The organism is Ornithinimicrobium flavum, from assembly GCF_004526345.1.
GTDB lineage: Bacteria > Actinomycetota > Actinomycetes > Actinomycetales > Dermatophilaceae > Ornithinicoccus > Ornithinicoccus flavus.
In genome coordinates, this window is the sequence record NZ_CP038213.1 from 2,795,043 (window position 1) to 2,809,115 (window position 14,073).

18 protein-coding genes and 1 rRNA gene are annotated in these 14,073 nt (G+C 68.7%); all 19 read right to left on the reverse strand.

Going from position 1 to position 14,073, the window contains the following annotated elements:
* Positions 1-181: 181 nt before the first annotated feature.
* The 19 genes from E3Z34_RS13080 to rpsH all read right to left on the reverse strand — a co-directional run bounded on the left by E3Z34_RS13080 (position 182) and on the right by rpsH (position 14,071).
* Positions 182-1,704, reverse strand: a 16S ribosomal RNA gene (locus E3Z34_RS13080).
* A 424-nt stretch (positions 1,705-2,128) separates the two neighbouring features.
* Positions 2,129-3,100: a zinc-binding dehydrogenase gene (locus E3Z34_RS13085; protein ID WP_134773962.1), complete on the reverse strand. Its 972-nt coding sequence runs from the start codon at positions 3,098-3,100 to the stop codon at positions 2,129-2,131.
* Between the two features lie 9 nt (positions 3,101-3,109).
* The gene (gene truA, locus E3Z34_RS13090; protein ID WP_134773963.1) at positions 3,110-3,955 is read right to left on the reverse strand and encodes a tRNA pseudouridine(38-40) synthase TruA; all 846 of its coding nucleotides are present in this window, start codon (positions 3,953-3,955) and stop codon (positions 3,110-3,112) included.
* A 79-nt stretch (positions 3,956-4,034) separates the two neighbouring features.
* A complete protein-coding gene (gene rplQ, locus E3Z34_RS13095; protein ID WP_134773964.1) occupies positions 4,035-4,751 on the reverse strand; it encodes a 50S ribosomal protein L17 in 717 nt (238 codons plus the stop codon).
* A 3-nt stretch (positions 4,752-4,754) separates the two neighbouring features.
* On the reverse strand, positions 4,755-5,777 hold the full coding sequence (locus E3Z34_RS13100) for a DNA-directed RNA polymerase subunit alpha (protein ID WP_134773965.1): 1,023 nt from the start codon (positions 5,775-5,777) through the stop codon (positions 4,755-4,757).
* A 257-nt stretch (positions 5,778-6,034) separates the two neighbouring features.
* Positions 6,035-6,643 carry a 30S ribosomal protein S4 gene (gene rpsD, locus E3Z34_RS13105; protein ID WP_134773966.1) on the reverse strand — a complete coding sequence of 203 codons (609 nt, stop codon included), beginning with the start codon at positions 6,641-6,643 and terminating at the stop codon, positions 6,035-6,037.
* 27 nt (positions 6,644-6,670) lie between these two features.
* Positions 6,671-7,078, reverse strand: coding sequence for a 30S ribosomal protein S11 (rpsK, locus tag E3Z34_RS13110; protein WP_134773967.1), 408 nt, complete (start codon positions 7,076-7,078; stop codon positions 6,671-6,673).
* 208 nt (positions 7,079-7,286) lie between these two features.
* Positions 7,287-7,661 carry a 30S ribosomal protein S13 gene (rpsM, locus tag E3Z34_RS13115; protein WP_134773968.1) on the reverse strand — a complete coding sequence of 125 codons (375 nt, stop codon included), beginning with the start codon at positions 7,659-7,661 and terminating at the stop codon, positions 7,287-7,289.
* 201 nt (positions 7,662-7,862) lie between these two features.
* Positions 7,863-7,976, reverse strand: coding sequence for a 50S ribosomal protein L36 (gene rpmJ, locus E3Z34_RS13120; RefSeq protein WP_010148647.1), 114 nt, complete (start codon positions 7,974-7,976; stop codon positions 7,863-7,865).
* Between the two features lie 64 nt (positions 7,977-8,040).
* Positions 8,041-8,262: a translation initiation factor IF-1 gene (gene infA / locus E3Z34_RS13125; RefSeq protein WP_134773969.1), complete on the reverse strand. Its 222-nt coding sequence runs from the start codon at positions 8,260-8,262 to the stop codon at positions 8,041-8,043.
* A gap of 102 nt (positions 8,263-8,364) precedes the next feature.
* Positions 8,365-9,240 carry a type I methionyl aminopeptidase gene (map, locus tag E3Z34_RS13130; protein ID WP_134773970.1) on the reverse strand — a complete coding sequence of 292 codons (876 nt, stop codon included), beginning with the start codon at positions 9,238-9,240 and terminating at the stop codon, positions 8,365-8,367.
* 20 nt (positions 9,241-9,260) lie between these two features.
* Entirely contained in the window at positions 9,261-9,851 is a 591-nt protein-coding gene (locus tag E3Z34_RS13135; RefSeq protein ID WP_134773971.1) for an adenylate kinase, read from the reverse strand.
* Positions 9,851-11,176, reverse strand: a complete 1,326-nt coding sequence (gene secY / locus E3Z34_RS13140; protein ID WP_134773972.1) for a preprotein translocase subunit SecY — start codon at positions 11,174-11,176, stop codon at positions 9,851-9,853. Before secY ends, E3Z34_RS13135 begins: the two co-directional genes overlap by 1 nt.
* 218 nt (positions 11,177-11,394) lie before the next feature.
* The gene (gene rplO, locus E3Z34_RS13145) at positions 11,395-11,859 is read right to left on the reverse strand and encodes a 50S ribosomal protein L15 (RefSeq protein ID WP_134773973.1); all 465 of its coding nucleotides are present in this window, start codon (positions 11,857-11,859) and stop codon (positions 11,395-11,397) included.
* A gap of 1 nt (position 11,860) precedes the next feature.
* Positions 11,861-12,043, reverse strand: a complete 183-nt coding sequence (gene rpmD / locus E3Z34_RS13150) for a 50S ribosomal protein L30 (protein WP_131105548.1) — start codon at positions 12,041-12,043, stop codon at positions 11,861-11,863.
* Positions 12,043-12,699, reverse strand: a complete 657-nt coding sequence (gene rpsE / locus E3Z34_RS13155; RefSeq protein WP_134773974.1) for a 30S ribosomal protein S5 — start codon at positions 12,697-12,699, stop codon at positions 12,043-12,045. The genes rpmD and rpsE overlap by 1 nt, the downstream gene beginning before the upstream one ends.
* Positions 12,700-12,731: 32 nt before the next feature.
* A complete protein-coding gene (rplR, locus tag E3Z34_RS13160) occupies positions 12,732-13,106 on the reverse strand; it encodes a 50S ribosomal protein L18 (protein ID WP_134773975.1) in 375 nt (124 codons plus the stop codon).
* A gap of 3 nt (positions 13,107-13,109) precedes the next feature.
* Positions 13,110-13,649, reverse strand: a complete 540-nt coding sequence (gene rplF, locus E3Z34_RS13165) for a 50S ribosomal protein L6 (RefSeq protein ID WP_134773976.1) — start codon at positions 13,647-13,649, stop codon at positions 13,110-13,112.
* 23 nt (positions 13,650-13,672) lie between these two features.
* Entirely contained in the window at positions 13,673-14,071 is a 399-nt protein-coding gene (rpsH, locus tag E3Z34_RS13170) for a 30S ribosomal protein S8 (RefSeq protein WP_134773977.1), read from the reverse strand.
* Positions 14,072-14,073 lie beyond the last annotated feature (2 nt).

Genomic DNA, 14,073 nt, shown 5'->3' on the forward strand with positions numbered 1-14,073 from the left:
CGACCAGGCACCCTTTCCACACCCCACGAAGAGGCCGTACTCGAACCACCCGACCAACCAGCCGGCAGCGACAGTCCATCGATGTTCCACCCGTAGCAAAACCCCGGGCACCACGAACGGGTGCACCACGAGGCCGCAGGCCCCGACCCCCAAAGGGGCCAGAACCGTTGATGCTCCTTAGAAAGGAGGTGATCCAGCCGCACCTTCCGGTACGGCTACCTTGTTACGACTTAGTCCCAATCACCAGTCCCACCTTCGACAGCTCCCTCCCACAAGGGGTTGGGCCACCGGCTTCGGGTGTTACCGACTTTCGTGACTTGACGGGCGGTGTGTACAAGGCCCGGGAACGTATTCACCGCAGCGTTGCTGATCTGCGATTACTAGCGACTCCGACTTCATGGGGTCGAGTTGCAGACCCCAATCCGAACTGAGACCGGCTTTCTGGGATTCGCTCCCCCTCACGGGATCGCAGCCCTTTGTACCGGCCATTGTAGCATGCGTGAAGCCCAAGACGTAAGGGGCATGATGATTTGACGTCATCCCCACCTTCCTCCGAGTTGACCCCGGCAGTCTCCTATGAGTCCCCGGCCGAACCGCTGGCAACATAGAACGAGGGTTGCGCTCGTTGCGGGACTTAACCCAACATCTCACGACACGAGCTGACGACAACCATGCACCACCTGTACACCAGCCACAAAGGGGGCTCCCATCTCTGGAAGTTTCCGGTGTATGTCAAGCCTTGGTAAGGTTCTTCGCGTTGCATCGAATTAATCCGCATGCTCCGCCGCTTGTGCGGGCCCCCGTCAATTCCTTTGAGTTTTAGCCTTGCGGCCGTACTCCCCAGGCGGGGCGCTTAATGCGTTAGCTGCGGCACGGACCCCGTGGAATGGGACCCACACCTAGCGCCCAACGTTTACGGCGTGGACTACCAGGGTATCTAATCCTGTTCGCTCCCCACGCTTTCGCTTCTCAGCGTCAGTAATGGCCCAGAGACCTGCCTTCGCCATCGGTGTTCCTCCTGATATCTGCGCATTCCACCGCTACACCAGGAATTCCAGTCTCCCCTACCACACTCTAGCCTGCCCGTACCCACTGCAGACCCAGGGTTAAGCCCCGGGCTTTCACAGCAGACGCGACAAACCGCCTACAAGCTCTTTACGCCCAATAATTCCGGACAACGCTCGCACCCTACGTATTACCGCGGCTGCTGGCACGTAGTTAGCCGGTGCTTCTTCTGTAGGTACCGTCACAAAAGCTTCGTCCCTACTGAAAGCGGTTTACAACCCGAAGGCCGTCATCCCGCACGCGGCGTCGCTGCATCAGGCTTCCGCCCATTGTGCAATATTCCCCACTGCTGCCTCCCGTAGGAGTCTGGGCCGTGTCTCAGTCCCAGTGTGGCCGGTCACCCTCTCAGGCCGGCTACCCGTCGTCGCCTTGGTAGGCCATTACCCCACCAACAAGCTGATAGGCCGCGAGTCCATCCTCCACCGATAAATCTTTCCACCCCCACCCATGCAGGCAGGAGTCCTATCCAGTATTAGCACCGGTTTCCCGGAGTTATCCCAGAGTGAAGGGCAGGTTACTCACGTGTTACTCACCCGTTCGCCACTCATCCACCCAGCAAGCTGGGCTTCAGCGTTCGACTTGCATGTGTTAAGCACGCCGCCAGCGTTCGTCCTGAGCCAGGATCAAACTCTCCGATAAAAACCAAAACTCTTATCCAGAGCCGATCACCAGCAAACACCCTGCCACCCACGGGGGTGGACGACACGGTGCAAAACCACACCACCCCACAAAAAAGGCGGTGCAGCAACAAACAATTGGCATCAATAAACTGACACGCTGTTGAGTTCTCAAGAATCGGACACACACCCGCGGCCGGCTCGTTTTCCGAGCTTCCCGCGTGGGGCAACCTCTCTACCTTACCTCAGCCCGGCGCCGCTGTCCAAATCCGAGGATCGGATGCGGGGAGTAGCCGGAGGCTGTGGGGGTGATGCTCGCCTTCGCTCTCGCGTCGGCAGCGAGGTGAAACACTACACCCGTCGCGGGCTCGGGCCAAATCCGTGCGGAGCGGGCGACATCGTCGCTGGTCAGCCCCCGTCTTGAGACCGACGAGGCGGCACCAGGGTCAGGGGGTGATGCCGATCTTGCCGACGAGCTCGCCACTCTCCATCTTCGCCAGCGCCTCCCGGGCCCGGGTCAGGGGGTAGGTGCTGTCGATGCGAGGCCGCAGGCCGGTCGTCGAGACGAACGAGCAGAGAGCTCGCAGCTCCTCCTTCGTCCCCATCGTGGACCCCACCACGCGGAGCTGGCGGAAGAAGATCTTGGTCAGCTCGGCCTTCGCGGGGGCGTCGCCCGAGGTCGCGCCGCAGATCACGATGGTCCCCCCGGGGCGGAGCACGTTGACCGAGTGGGACCAGGTCGCGGCCCCGACGGTCTCGAGGACGGCGTCGACCTTCTCCGGCAGGCGGGCCCCGGCCTCGAAACCCCGCTCCGCCCCCAGCTCGCGCGCCCGCTCGAGCTTGGTCTCGTCCCGGCTGGTGACCCACACCCTCAGGCCGGCGGCCGAGGCGAGCTGGATCAGGGCCGTCGCCACCCCGCCCCCGGCCCCCTGCACGAGGACCAGGTCCCCGGGACGGACGTCGGCGTTGCGGAAGAGCATGCGGTAGGCGGTGAGCCAGGCCGTGGACAGGGCGGCCGCCTCCACCGCGCTCAGGTGGTCCGGCTTGGCGACCCAGGATCCCTCGGGCACGCTCACCTGCTCGGCCAGGGTGCCCTGGTGGAGCTCGGACAGCAACGAGCGGCGGGGGTCCAGGGTGATGTCACCCGTCCATCCCGGGGTGCCGGGAATGACCGGGAGGAGCACCACCTCCCCCTCCTCCGGGTGCCGGACCACCGCGTCGCACCCCAGGATCATCGGCAGCTGCTCAGGCCGGAGGCCCACGCCGCGCAGCGACCACAGGTCGTGATGGTTGAGACCGGCCGCCACGACCGGGAGGCTGACCCAGCCCTCCTGGGCCGCCGGGGCCGGCCGTTCCCCCACCTCCAGCGCGTCCAGCGGCCGGTCGGGGGAGAAGCGGGCGGCGTAGGCGGCGAGCATGGCCCGACCCTACCGGCCGCGGTCCGGCAGCACCCTCACGGCCCGGGCCCCGGCCGCGCGCCGCGCGAGCTCGTCCTCGCCCGAGGGGTAGACGACCTCCTCCAGGCACAGCCCGTGGGCGGGCATGACCTGGACCCCGGGGTCGCGCTGCCGGCCCGCCAGGACGGCGGCGGGCCAGTCCGCAGGACGCCGCCCCTCCCCCACCGGCACCACGGCTCCGACGAGAGCCCGGACCATGCTGTGGCAGAACGCGTCGGCCTCGACCGTCCCCACGACGGTTCCGTCCTCCTCCCGGGCCCAGCCGTAGGACAGCAGGGTCCGCACCGTCGTCGCCCCCTCGCGTCGACGGCAGAAGGCGGCGAAGTCGTGCAGGCCGACCAGGCTCCGGGCGGCCGCGTCCATCGCAATGACGTCGAGGGGTCGCCGGGTGACCACGGTGTCCCGCCGGCGCAACGGGTCCAGGAGATGGGGCCGGTCGCACAGCCGGTAGGTGTAGCGCCGACGCAGGGCGCCGAACCGGGCGTCGAAGGCGTCCGGCACCACGGCGGCCCCCCTGACGACGACGTCCTCGGGCAGCACGCCGCGCAGCCGGGTGACGAGGGCCTGCCCCGGGTCGCGGTCGGACCGACCGGGGAGGGAGCGCCATACCTCCTCGGGGACGTCGAGGTGGCACACCGCCCCCCGGGCGTGCACCCCCGCGTCCGTCCTCCCCCCGACGGTCAGGGTCGGTGGCTCGGTGCGCAGCACCGTGGCCAGGCCCGCGGCCAGCACCTGCTCCACCGTCCGCAGACCCGGTTGCCGGGCCCAGCCGGAGAAGTCGGTGCCGTCGTAGGCGAAGTCGAGCCGGATCCTCACCCGACCAGTGTGCGGGACGGGGCACGCGGAACGGGCCGCCACCCCGAGGGGGTGACGGCCCGTGCGTGTGTCCGAGGGGTCAGCTCTTGTCGGTCTGCGAACCCTCGGCGTCGGTGGCGTCGTCGGCGCCCGCCGAGGTCATGGCGGCCTCGGTGGTGTCCTCGGCCGGCTCGTTCTCGGCGACCTCGACGACCTCGCCCTCGGAGGCGACGGACGCCCCCTGCTCCGCGGCCGCGTCGGCGGCCTCGACCTCGGCCTGGGCCTGGTCGACCTCCGCCGGCTCGTCGGTGGTGGGCTGCTCGGCCTCGAGCTCGGCGTCGGTGATCGGCGCGGGGGCCGGCTCGTCCTTCTTCGCGTCCTTGGCCGCCCGCCGGGTGGCGCCCTCGGCCTGGGTCACGACCGCCTTCTTCGCGACCGGCTCCCGGACCAGCTCGATCACGGCCATGGGGGCGTTGTCGCCCTTGCGCGGCGCGATCTTGGTGATGCGGGTGTAGCCGCCCTCGCGCTCGGCCATGTCGGGCGCGATCTCGGTGAAGAGACGGTGCACGGCGCCCTTGTCCCGGACGATGGCCAGGACCTTGCGACGGTTGTGCAGGTCACCGCGCTTGGCGAAGGTCACCAGGCGCTCGGCCAGCGGGCGCAGGCGCTTGGCCTTGGCCTCGGTGGTGGTGATGCGGTCGTGCTCGAACAGCGCGGTCGCCAGGTTCGACAGGATCAGACGCTCGTGCGCCGGACCGCCGCCGAGGCGCGGACCTTCTTGGGTGCAGGCATGGGTTCTCCTTAGGGCTTTCGTCAGGTCTCAGTACTGCTCGTCCTCGGCGAAGGCGGCGTCGCCCTCGTCCTCGTCCGAGGTGTCGTCGTAGGCAGCGGCACCCTCGAACCCGGGCGGGCTGTCCTTGAGGGCCAGGCCCATCTCGGCGAGCTTGTCCTTCACCTCGTCGATGGACTTCGCGCCGAAGTTGCGGATGTCCAGCAGGTCCGCCTCGCTGCGCCCGACGAGCTCACCCACGCTGTGGATGCCCTCGCGCTTGAGGCAGTTGTAGGAGCGGACCGTGAGGTCGAGCTCCTCGATCGGCAGGGCCAGGTCGGAGGCCAGGGCCCCGTCGCCGGCGGAGGGGCCGATCTCGATGCCCTCGGCCTCGACGTTGAGCTCACGGGCGAGGCCGAACAGCTCGACCAGGGTGCGGCCGGCCGAGGCGACGGCGTCGCGGGGGGAGATGGAGCTCTTGGTCTCGACGTCGATGACCAGGCGGTCGAAGTCGGTGCGCTGCTCGACACGGGTGGCCTCGACCTTGTAGGTCACGGACAGCACCGGGGAGTAGATGGAGTCGACCGGGATGCGCCCGATCTCCTGCTCGCCGGACTTGTTCTGGGCCGCGGAGACGTAGCCACGGCCACGCTCGACCGTCATCTCCATCTCGATCTTGCCCGACTCCCCCAGCGTGGCCAGGTGCAGGTCGGGGTTGTGGATCTCGACGCCCGCCGGGGGCGCGATGTCGGCGGCGGTGACCGCACCAGCGCCCTGCTTGCGCAGGTACATCACCACGGGCTCGTCGTGCTCGCTGGAGACGACGAGGCGCTTGAGGTTGAGGATGATCTCGGTGACGTCCTCCTTGACCCCGGGGATCGTGGAGAACTCGTGCAGCACGCCGTCGATGCGGATGCTGGTGAGCGAGGCGCCGGGGATGCTGGACAGCAGGGTCCGGCGCATGGAGTTGCCCAGGGTGTAGCCGAAGCCGGGCTCCAGGGGCTCGAGGACGAACCGGGAGCGGTTGTCGGCGACAACCTCCTCGGACAGGACGGGACGCTGTGCGATGAGCACTGTTTTCTTTCCTTTCAGTGGGCGACCGCTATATGACGCCCACACCGGCCGACGGCCGGTTCTGCGTGGTCACCTCTGTCCATGACCGCGCCTGGTGAGCTGCGGGTACGGCGTGCGTGACGCCATACCGTGCAGCTCGCGAGAGCGAGCCCGGGAAACCGCCGAGCGGAGCGAGGCCTGGTTTCCCGGAACGACCAGGAGCTCGCGAGCGGAGCGAGCCCCTGGCCGTGGGGGTCTGGGGGCAGAGCCCCCAGGGATCAGTTCTTCGAGTAGAGCTCGACGATGAGCTGCTCGGTGAGGATCGTGTCGATCTGCTCACGGGTCGGCAGCTGGTGGATGAGGATCTTCAGCGAGCCGGGGACGACCTTCATCCAGGCCGGGACCGGCCGGTCGCCGAAGGTCTGACGGGCCAGCTCGATCGGGAAGGTCTGGACCGACTGCGGGCGGACCTCGATGATGTCGTACTGCTCCACGCGGTACGACGGCACGTCGACGCGCCGACCGTTGACCATGAAGTGGCCGTGCGTGACCAGCTGGCGCGCGGCCCGGCGGGTGCGGGCCAGGCCGGCGCGGTAGACGACGTTGTCCAGACGGGACTCGAGGATGATGAGCAGGTTCGCGCCGGTCTTGCCGGGGCGACGGGCCGCCTCGGCGTAGTAGCGGCGGAACTGCTTCTCCATGACGCCGTAGGTGAAGCGGGCCTTCTGCTTCTCCTGGAGCTGGGTGAGGTACTCCTTCTCCTGGCTGCGGCGGCGGCCGTGCTGCCCCGGGGGGAAGGGGCGCAGGTCGAAGTACTTGTCGCCACCGACGAGGTCGACCTTGAGCCGGCGGGACTTCTTGGTGATGGGTCCGGTGTAACGGGCCATGTCTGTTTACCTAGTTCCTTCCGGGCTTCAGTTCCGACGCTTCTTGGGCGGGCGGACGCCGTTGTGCGCCTGGGGCGTCACGTCGCTGATCGCGCCGACCTCGAGGCCGGCGGCGGTCAGGGAGCGGATCGCGGTCTCACGACCGGACCCGGGGCCCTTGACGAAGACGTCGACCTTGCGCATGCCGTGGTCCATGGCGCGGCGGGCGACCGACTCGGCGGCCATCTGCGCCGCGTAGGGGGTCGACTTGCGCGAGCCCTTGAACCCGACCTGGCCCGAGGAGGACCAGGCGATGACGGCACCGGTGGGGTCGGTGATGCTGATGATGGTGTTGCTGAACGTGCTCTTGATGTGAGCCTGCCCGAAGGCGACGTTCTTCTTCTCCTTGCGGCGCACCTTGCGCGCACCGCTGGCCTGACGGCTCTTGGGGGGCATGTGGTTTCTCCTGACGAGGTATGCAGTGCTGGGCCGGCGTTCTGGGCCGAGTACCCGGGGTCTGGGGCGGAGCCCCAGCGAGGGAACCCGGAGGCCGAGTGCCCGGGGTCTGGGGCGGAGCCCCAGCGAGGGAACCCGGAGGCCGAGTGCCCGGGGTCTGGGGCGGAGCCCCAGCGGGGGTACACGGGGGCGAAGCCCCCGTGCGTGATTACTTGGCCTTCTTCTTGCCGGCGACGGTGCGCTTGGGGCCCTTGCGGGTCCTGGCGTTGGTCTTGGTGCGCTGACCGTGCACCGGGAGGCCGCGGCGGTGCCGCAGACCCTGGTAGCTGCCGATCTCGACCTTGCGGCGGATGTCGGCGGCGACCTCACGGCGAAGGTCACCCTCGAGGCGGTAGCTGCCCTCGAGGTGGTCACGCAGGGCGACCAGCTGCTCCTCGGTCAGGTCCTTGACGCGGACGGACGGGTCGACACCCGCGGCCGTCAGCGTCTGCTCGGCGCGGGTGCGTCCCACGCCGAAGATGTAGGTGAGTGCGACCTCGATGCGCTTGTCGCGCGGGAGGTCGACACCGATGAGTCGTGCCATCTGGTGGTGCTCCTTGGCTGATGCGAGAGTGTGGTGCAACACCGGTCCGCATCCTCTGTGGTGGGCCTGTGCCCGCGGTCCTCGGCTCTCGCGGCCGAGGGTGACGTCCCGCGTCGACGGGGGTCGGGTGCTGCTGCTGTCGTGTTCAGTTGTGCTTCAGTCTCGTCGTCGAAGTCGGCGACGCGTGCTCGGTGGCTGTGCTCAGCCCTGGCGCTGCTTGTGGCGCAGGTTCTCGCAGATCACCATGACCCGGCCGTGACGGCGGATCACCTTGCACTTGTCGCAGATCTTCTTCACGCTCGGCTGAACCTTCATGGCTGCCTGCCTTTGGATCGATCTGTGGGGGGTGGTGCGTGCGTGCGGCCCCGGGGGGCCACGGTCAGCGGTAGCGGAAGACGATACGTCCGCGGGTCAGGTCGTACGGGCTGAGCTCCACGACGACCCGGTCCTCGGGGAGGATCCGGATGTAGTGCTGACGCATCTTTCCCGAGATGTGAGCGAGCACCACGTGACCGTTGGTGAGCTCGACCCGGAAGTTTGCGTTCGGAAGGGCTTCGACAATCGTGCCCTCGATCTCAATGACGCCGTCCTTCTTCGCCATGTCCTCCACTTTTCGCGTGACTGCACTGCTATCGGCCCACGTGGGCCGACGCACCATCCTACGCGAGGATCAACCCGGGACGCCAATCGCGCCCGGCGGCCTTCAGTCGGCGAGCGGCGCGACGTACACCCCGCGGGCGCGCAGCTGCTCCTGGCCGCCGTCGTGGGCGGTGAGGACCCACAGTCCGCGCTCGGTGACCGCGACGGTGTGCTCCCAGTGGGCTGCGTGGCTGCCGTCGGTGGTGACCACGGTCCAGTCGTCGTCCAGCGTGCGGGTCTCGATGGTCCCCAGGGTCACCATCGGCTCCACCGCGAAGGTCGCGCCGCCGGGCACCTCCGGCCCCCGGGAGCTGACGGCGTAGTTCGGGACGTGCGGGTCCATGTGCATCTCCCGCCCGATGCCGTGCCCCACGAACTCCTCGAGGATGCCGTACTCCTCCACCCCCGGCACCGCCTCCCGACGACGACGCTCCAGCGCCGCGTCGACCGAGGCCTCCACGGCCTCCCCCACGGCGTAGAGCCGGCCACCGGCCCGCAGCGCGGCCAGCCCGTCCCACAGCGAGACCTCGGTGTCGTCCATGAGGGCGAGATCCGCGGCGCTGCCGTGCTCGCGGCCGCCGACGACGAGGGTGATGGCGGCGTCCCCGTGCCACCCCTGCACGATGGCACCGCAGTCGATCGACACCAGGTCGCCGGGCTGCAGGACCCGGTCCCCCGGCACCCCGTGCACCACCTCGTCGTTGACGGAGATGCACAGGCTCCCGGAGAAGCCGTGGTAGCCCAGGAAGCTGGGCGTGGCCCCGGCGCTGCGGATCGCGTCCTCCGCGAGCGCGTCGAGCTCGCGGGTGGTGCGACCGGGCACGGCCTCCGCCCGGGCCAGCGCCAGGGTGTCGGCCACGACGAGCCCCGCGCGCCGCATGGCGATCAGCTGCTCGTCGGTCTTGGCCTCGATCCGCGGGCCGCGACGGAAGATCGACATGGGAGTGCCTCGCCCGTCGCTCAGCGCGAGCCGGAGGCGTCACCCGGGGCGACGTCCAGCACCGCCGCGATCCGGGCGGTGACGTCCTCGACCGACCCCATACCGTCGACCCGGTGCAGCAGGCCGCGGTCGGCGTAGACGGCGGCCAGCGGCGCGGTCTCCTCCGCGTAGAGGCGCATCCGCTCGCGGATGACGTCCTCGGTGTCGTCGGCCCGACCCTGCTCCTGGGCGCGGGCGAGCAGGCGCTGGACCACCTCGTCGGTGTCGACCGTCAGCTCGATGACCGCGTCGAGGGCGTGCCCGGTGTCGCCGAGCATCTCGTCGAGCGCCTCGACCTGGCCGGTGGTCCGCGGGTAGCCGTCCAGCAGGAAGCCCGCCGCGGCGTCGTCCTGGGCCAGCCGGTCCCGCACGATCGCGTTGGTGATCTCGTCCGGGACGTAGCCGCCGGTGGCGGTGATCTCCTTGACGCGCAGACCCAGGGGGGTCTGGCCCTTGATGTTGGCCCGGAAGATGTCGCCCGTGGAGATCGCGGGGACCCCGTGGGCCGCGGAGACGAGGGCGGCCTGCGTGCCCTTGCCGGCACCGGGGGGACCGAGAAGAATCAGTCGCATCAGCGGAGGAACCCTTCGTAGTCGTGCTGCTGGAGCTGGGACTCGATCTGCTTGACCGTCTGCAGACCGACGCCGACGATGATGATGATCGACGCCCCGCCGAGCGGGAAGTCTGCAACCTGCAGGGCGTTGAAGGCGATGAGCGGGATGAGCGCCAGCCCGGCCAGGTAGAGCGAGCCCGGGGTGGTGATCCGGTTGATGACGTACTCCAGGTACTCCGCCGTCGGGCGGCCCGCCCGGATGCCGGGGATGAAACCGCCGTACCGCTTCATGTTGTCCGCCACCTCCGTCGGGTTGAACGTCACCGAGGTGTAGAAGAAGGCGAAGAAGATGATGAGGACGGTGTAGACCAGCATGTAGACCCAGTGGGTCCCCTGCCCGCTCAGCCCCATCGACAGGTAGCGGTCGATGAAGGTCACCCAGCCGGGCGCCACCTCGCCCGTCTGCGTCGGCCGGTTGAAGTTGGCCACCAGCGAGGGAAGCAGGAGGATCGAGCTGGCGAAGATGATCGGGATGACGTTGGCCATGTTGAGCTTGAGCGGGATGTAGGTCGAGGTCCCGCCGTACTGGCGGCGGCCGATCATCCGCTTGGCGTACTGCACCGGGATGCGCCGCTGGCACTGCTCCACGTAGACGACGAGGGTCATGACGGCCAGGCCCAGCAGCATCACCAGCACGAAGGTGGTGACCGAGCGGGAGTAGATCTGGCTCAGGGCCGCCGGGAAGCTTGCGGCGATCGAGACGAAGATGAGCAGCGACATACCGTTGCCGACACCCTTCTCGGTGATCAGCTCGCCGAGCCACATGATCAGGCCCGTGCCGGCGGTCATGGTGAGGACCATGAGGACCAGGTGCGGCCAGCTGTCGTCCGGCATGACCGTGGCGCAGGTGCCGCCGAACAGCCGCGCGGGCTCGCGCGCGATCGTCACCAGCGTCGAGGCCTGCAGGACCGCCAGGCCGATGGTGAGGTAGCGCGTGTACTGCGTCATCTTCGTCTGCCCGGCCTGCCCCTCCTTCTTCAGCTGCTCGAAGCGCGGGATGACGACGGTCAGCAACTGCACGATGATCGCGGCCGTGATGTAGGGCATGATCCCCAGCGCGAACACCGACAGCTGGACCATCGCCCCGCCGGAGAAGAGGTTGATCATGCCCAGCACGTTGCCGGACAGCTCGGCGTTGTCCAGGCACTGCTGGACGAGCTGGTAGTCGACGCCGGGGGACGGGACGTGCGTCCCGAACCGGTAGATCGCCATGATCGCGAGCGTGAAGAGGATCTTCTTGCGAAGATCGGGCGTCTTGAACGCACGCACGAAGGCGGAGAGCATGCAGGTCCTCCTGTGGGTCCCCTGGCCCGGCGGCCCCGCGCGAGGGCGGGCGCCGCGCGACGAGGAGCGGGCATCGATCCGGATGACGATAACACCCGGGGCTGCGGCCGGCGAAGGGCCGACCCCGGACGGGTGCGGGAGTACCGCTGGCACGCGTCAGGCCCCGGGCCGCGTGCGCGACCCGGGGCCTGACGGCGGTGCGTGAGGCGTGAGGCCGCTCAGGCCTCGGTGACGGTGCCGCCCGCCGCCTCGATCTTCTCCTTGGCGGAGCTCGAGAAGCGGGTGGCGGTGACGTCGACCTTGACGGAGATCTCGCCGTTGCCCAGGACCTTGACCGGCTGGCCCTTACGGACCGCGCCCCTGGCCACCAGGTCCTCCACACCCACGGTGCCGCCCTCGGGGAAGAGGGTCGACAGGGTGTCGAGGTTGACGACCTGGTAGGTCACCTTGAACGGGTTCTTGAAGCCACGCAGCTTGGGCAGCCGCATGTGCATCGGGGTCTGGCCGCCCTCGAAGGTCGCGGGGACCTGGTAGCGGGCCTTCGTGCCCTTCGTGCCACGCCCCGCGCTCTTGCCCTTGGAGCCCTCACCACGACCCACGCGGGTCTTGGCGGTCTTGGCCCCGGGGGCAGGACGCAGGTGGTGGACCTTCAGCGCGTGCTCGCGCGCCTTGGAATCGGACATGTCAGTCGACCTCCTCCACGGTCACCAGGTGGGCGACCGTACGGACCATCCCGCGAAACTCGGGGCGGTCCTCCTTGATGACGGTGTCACCGATGCGCTTCAGGCCCAGGCTCCGCACGGTCTCGCGGTGCATGTGCTTGGTACCGACGGTGGACTTGATCTGGGTCACCTTCAGCTTGGCCATCAGGCACCTGCCTTCGCCTCGGCGGCCGCGGTGGCGCGGGCGCGAAGCATCGCGGCGGGGGCCACGTCCTCCACGGACTTGCCGCGGCGGGCGGCGACGGCCTCCGGCTGCTCCAGACCCTTGAGGGCGGCCACGGTGGCGTGGACGATGTTGATCGAGTTGTCCGAGCCGAGCGACTTGCTCAGCACGTCGTGGACGCCCGCGCACTCCAGGACGGCGCGCACCGGACCACCGGCGATGACACCGGTACCGGGGCTGGCCGGCTTCAGGAGCACGACACCGGCCGCCGCCTCACCCTGGATGGGGTGAGGGATGGTGCCGCCGATGCGGGGGACGCGGAAGAAGTTCTTCTTCGCCTCCTCCACGCCCTTGGCGATGGCGGCGGGCACCTCCTTGGCCTTGCCGTAGCCGACGCCCACGGTGCCGTCGCCGTCGCCCACCACGACGAGCGCGGTGAAGCTGAAGCGGCGGCCACCCTTGACGACCTTGGCCACGCGGTTGATGGTGACGACCCGCTCCAGGTACTGGTTGCGGTCGTCCTCGCGGCCGCCACGGCGGTCGCGGTTGTCACGGTTGTCGCGGTTGCCCCGACGGTTGTCGCGGGCGTCACCGGTGCTGCTGTCACCGGAGCCGCGGCGCTGGAAGTCACCAGCCATAGGAAGGTTCCTCTTTCCTTTGTCTGTCGGGGTCAGAGCGACAGGCCGCCCTCGCGGGCGCCCTCCGCGATCGCGGCCACACGGCCGGCGTAGCGGTTGCCACCCCGGTCGAACACGGCGGACTCGACGCCCAGGGCCTTGGCGCGCTCGGCGAGCAGCTCGCCGACCCGCCGGGCCTTGGCGGTCTTGTCACCCTCGAGCGAGCGCAGGTCGGCCTCCATGGTGGACGCGGACGCGATCGTGGTGCTCCGGGTGTCGTCGACCATCTGGACGAAGACGTGGCGCGAGGACCGGTTGACGACGATGCGCGGACGCTCGGCCGTCCCGGTGATCCGCTTGCGCAGGCGGGCGTGGCGCCGGGAACGGGCCGCACCCTTGGTCTTGGAGCGCTTGATGATCTGTGCCATGGCTTACTTACCAGCCTTTCCGACCTTGCGGCGGATGTGCTCGCCCTCGTAGCGCACACCCTTGCCCTTGTACGGGTCGGGCTTGCGGAGCTTGCGGATGTTCGCCGCCACCTCGCCGACCAGCTGCTTGTCGATGCCCGTGACCGAGAACCGGGTGGGGTTCTCGACCTGGAAGGTGATGCCCTCCGGGGCCTTGATGAGGATCGGGTGGCTGTAGCCGAGCGCGAACTCCAGGTCGCTGCCCTTGGCCACCACGCGGTAACCGGTGCCGTGGATCTCGAGCTTCTTGGTGTAACCGTTGGTCACACCCTCGACCATGTTGGCGATCAGGCTGCGGGTGAGGCCGTGCCGCGAGCGGGAGTCCCGCTCGTCGTTCGGCCGGGACACCTCGATGCTGCCGTCCTCACCCCGGGCGACGGTGATGGGCTCGACCACGTCGAGCGCGAGCTCACCCTTGGGGCCCTTCACGGTCAGGTTCGAGCCGTCGATGGCGACGTCGACCCCGGAGGGGATGGTGACGGGAAGTCGTCCGATACGAGACATTGTGTTCTTTCTCCTTCCTCAGGTCACCAGACGTAGGCGAGCACTTCGCCGCCGACGCCCTGCTGGGCTGCCTGACGGTCGGTGAGCAGGCCGGAGGACGTGGAGATGATCGCCACGCCCAGGCCGCCCAGCACGCGGGGCAGGTTGGTGGACTTCGCGTAGACGCGCAGACCGGGCTTGGACACCCGGCGCACCCCCGCGATGGAACGCTCACGGTTCGGGCCGTACTTGAGCTCGATGGTCAGCGTCTTGCCGACCTCCGCGTCCTCGGAGGACCAGGAGGCGATGTAGCCCTCGGCCTTGAGGATGTCGGCGATGGTCGCCTTGAGCTTGGAGTACGGCATGGAAACCTGGTCCTTGTGCGCCGAGTTGGCGTTCCGGATCCGGGTCAGCATGTCCGCGATCGGGTCGGTCATGGTCATGG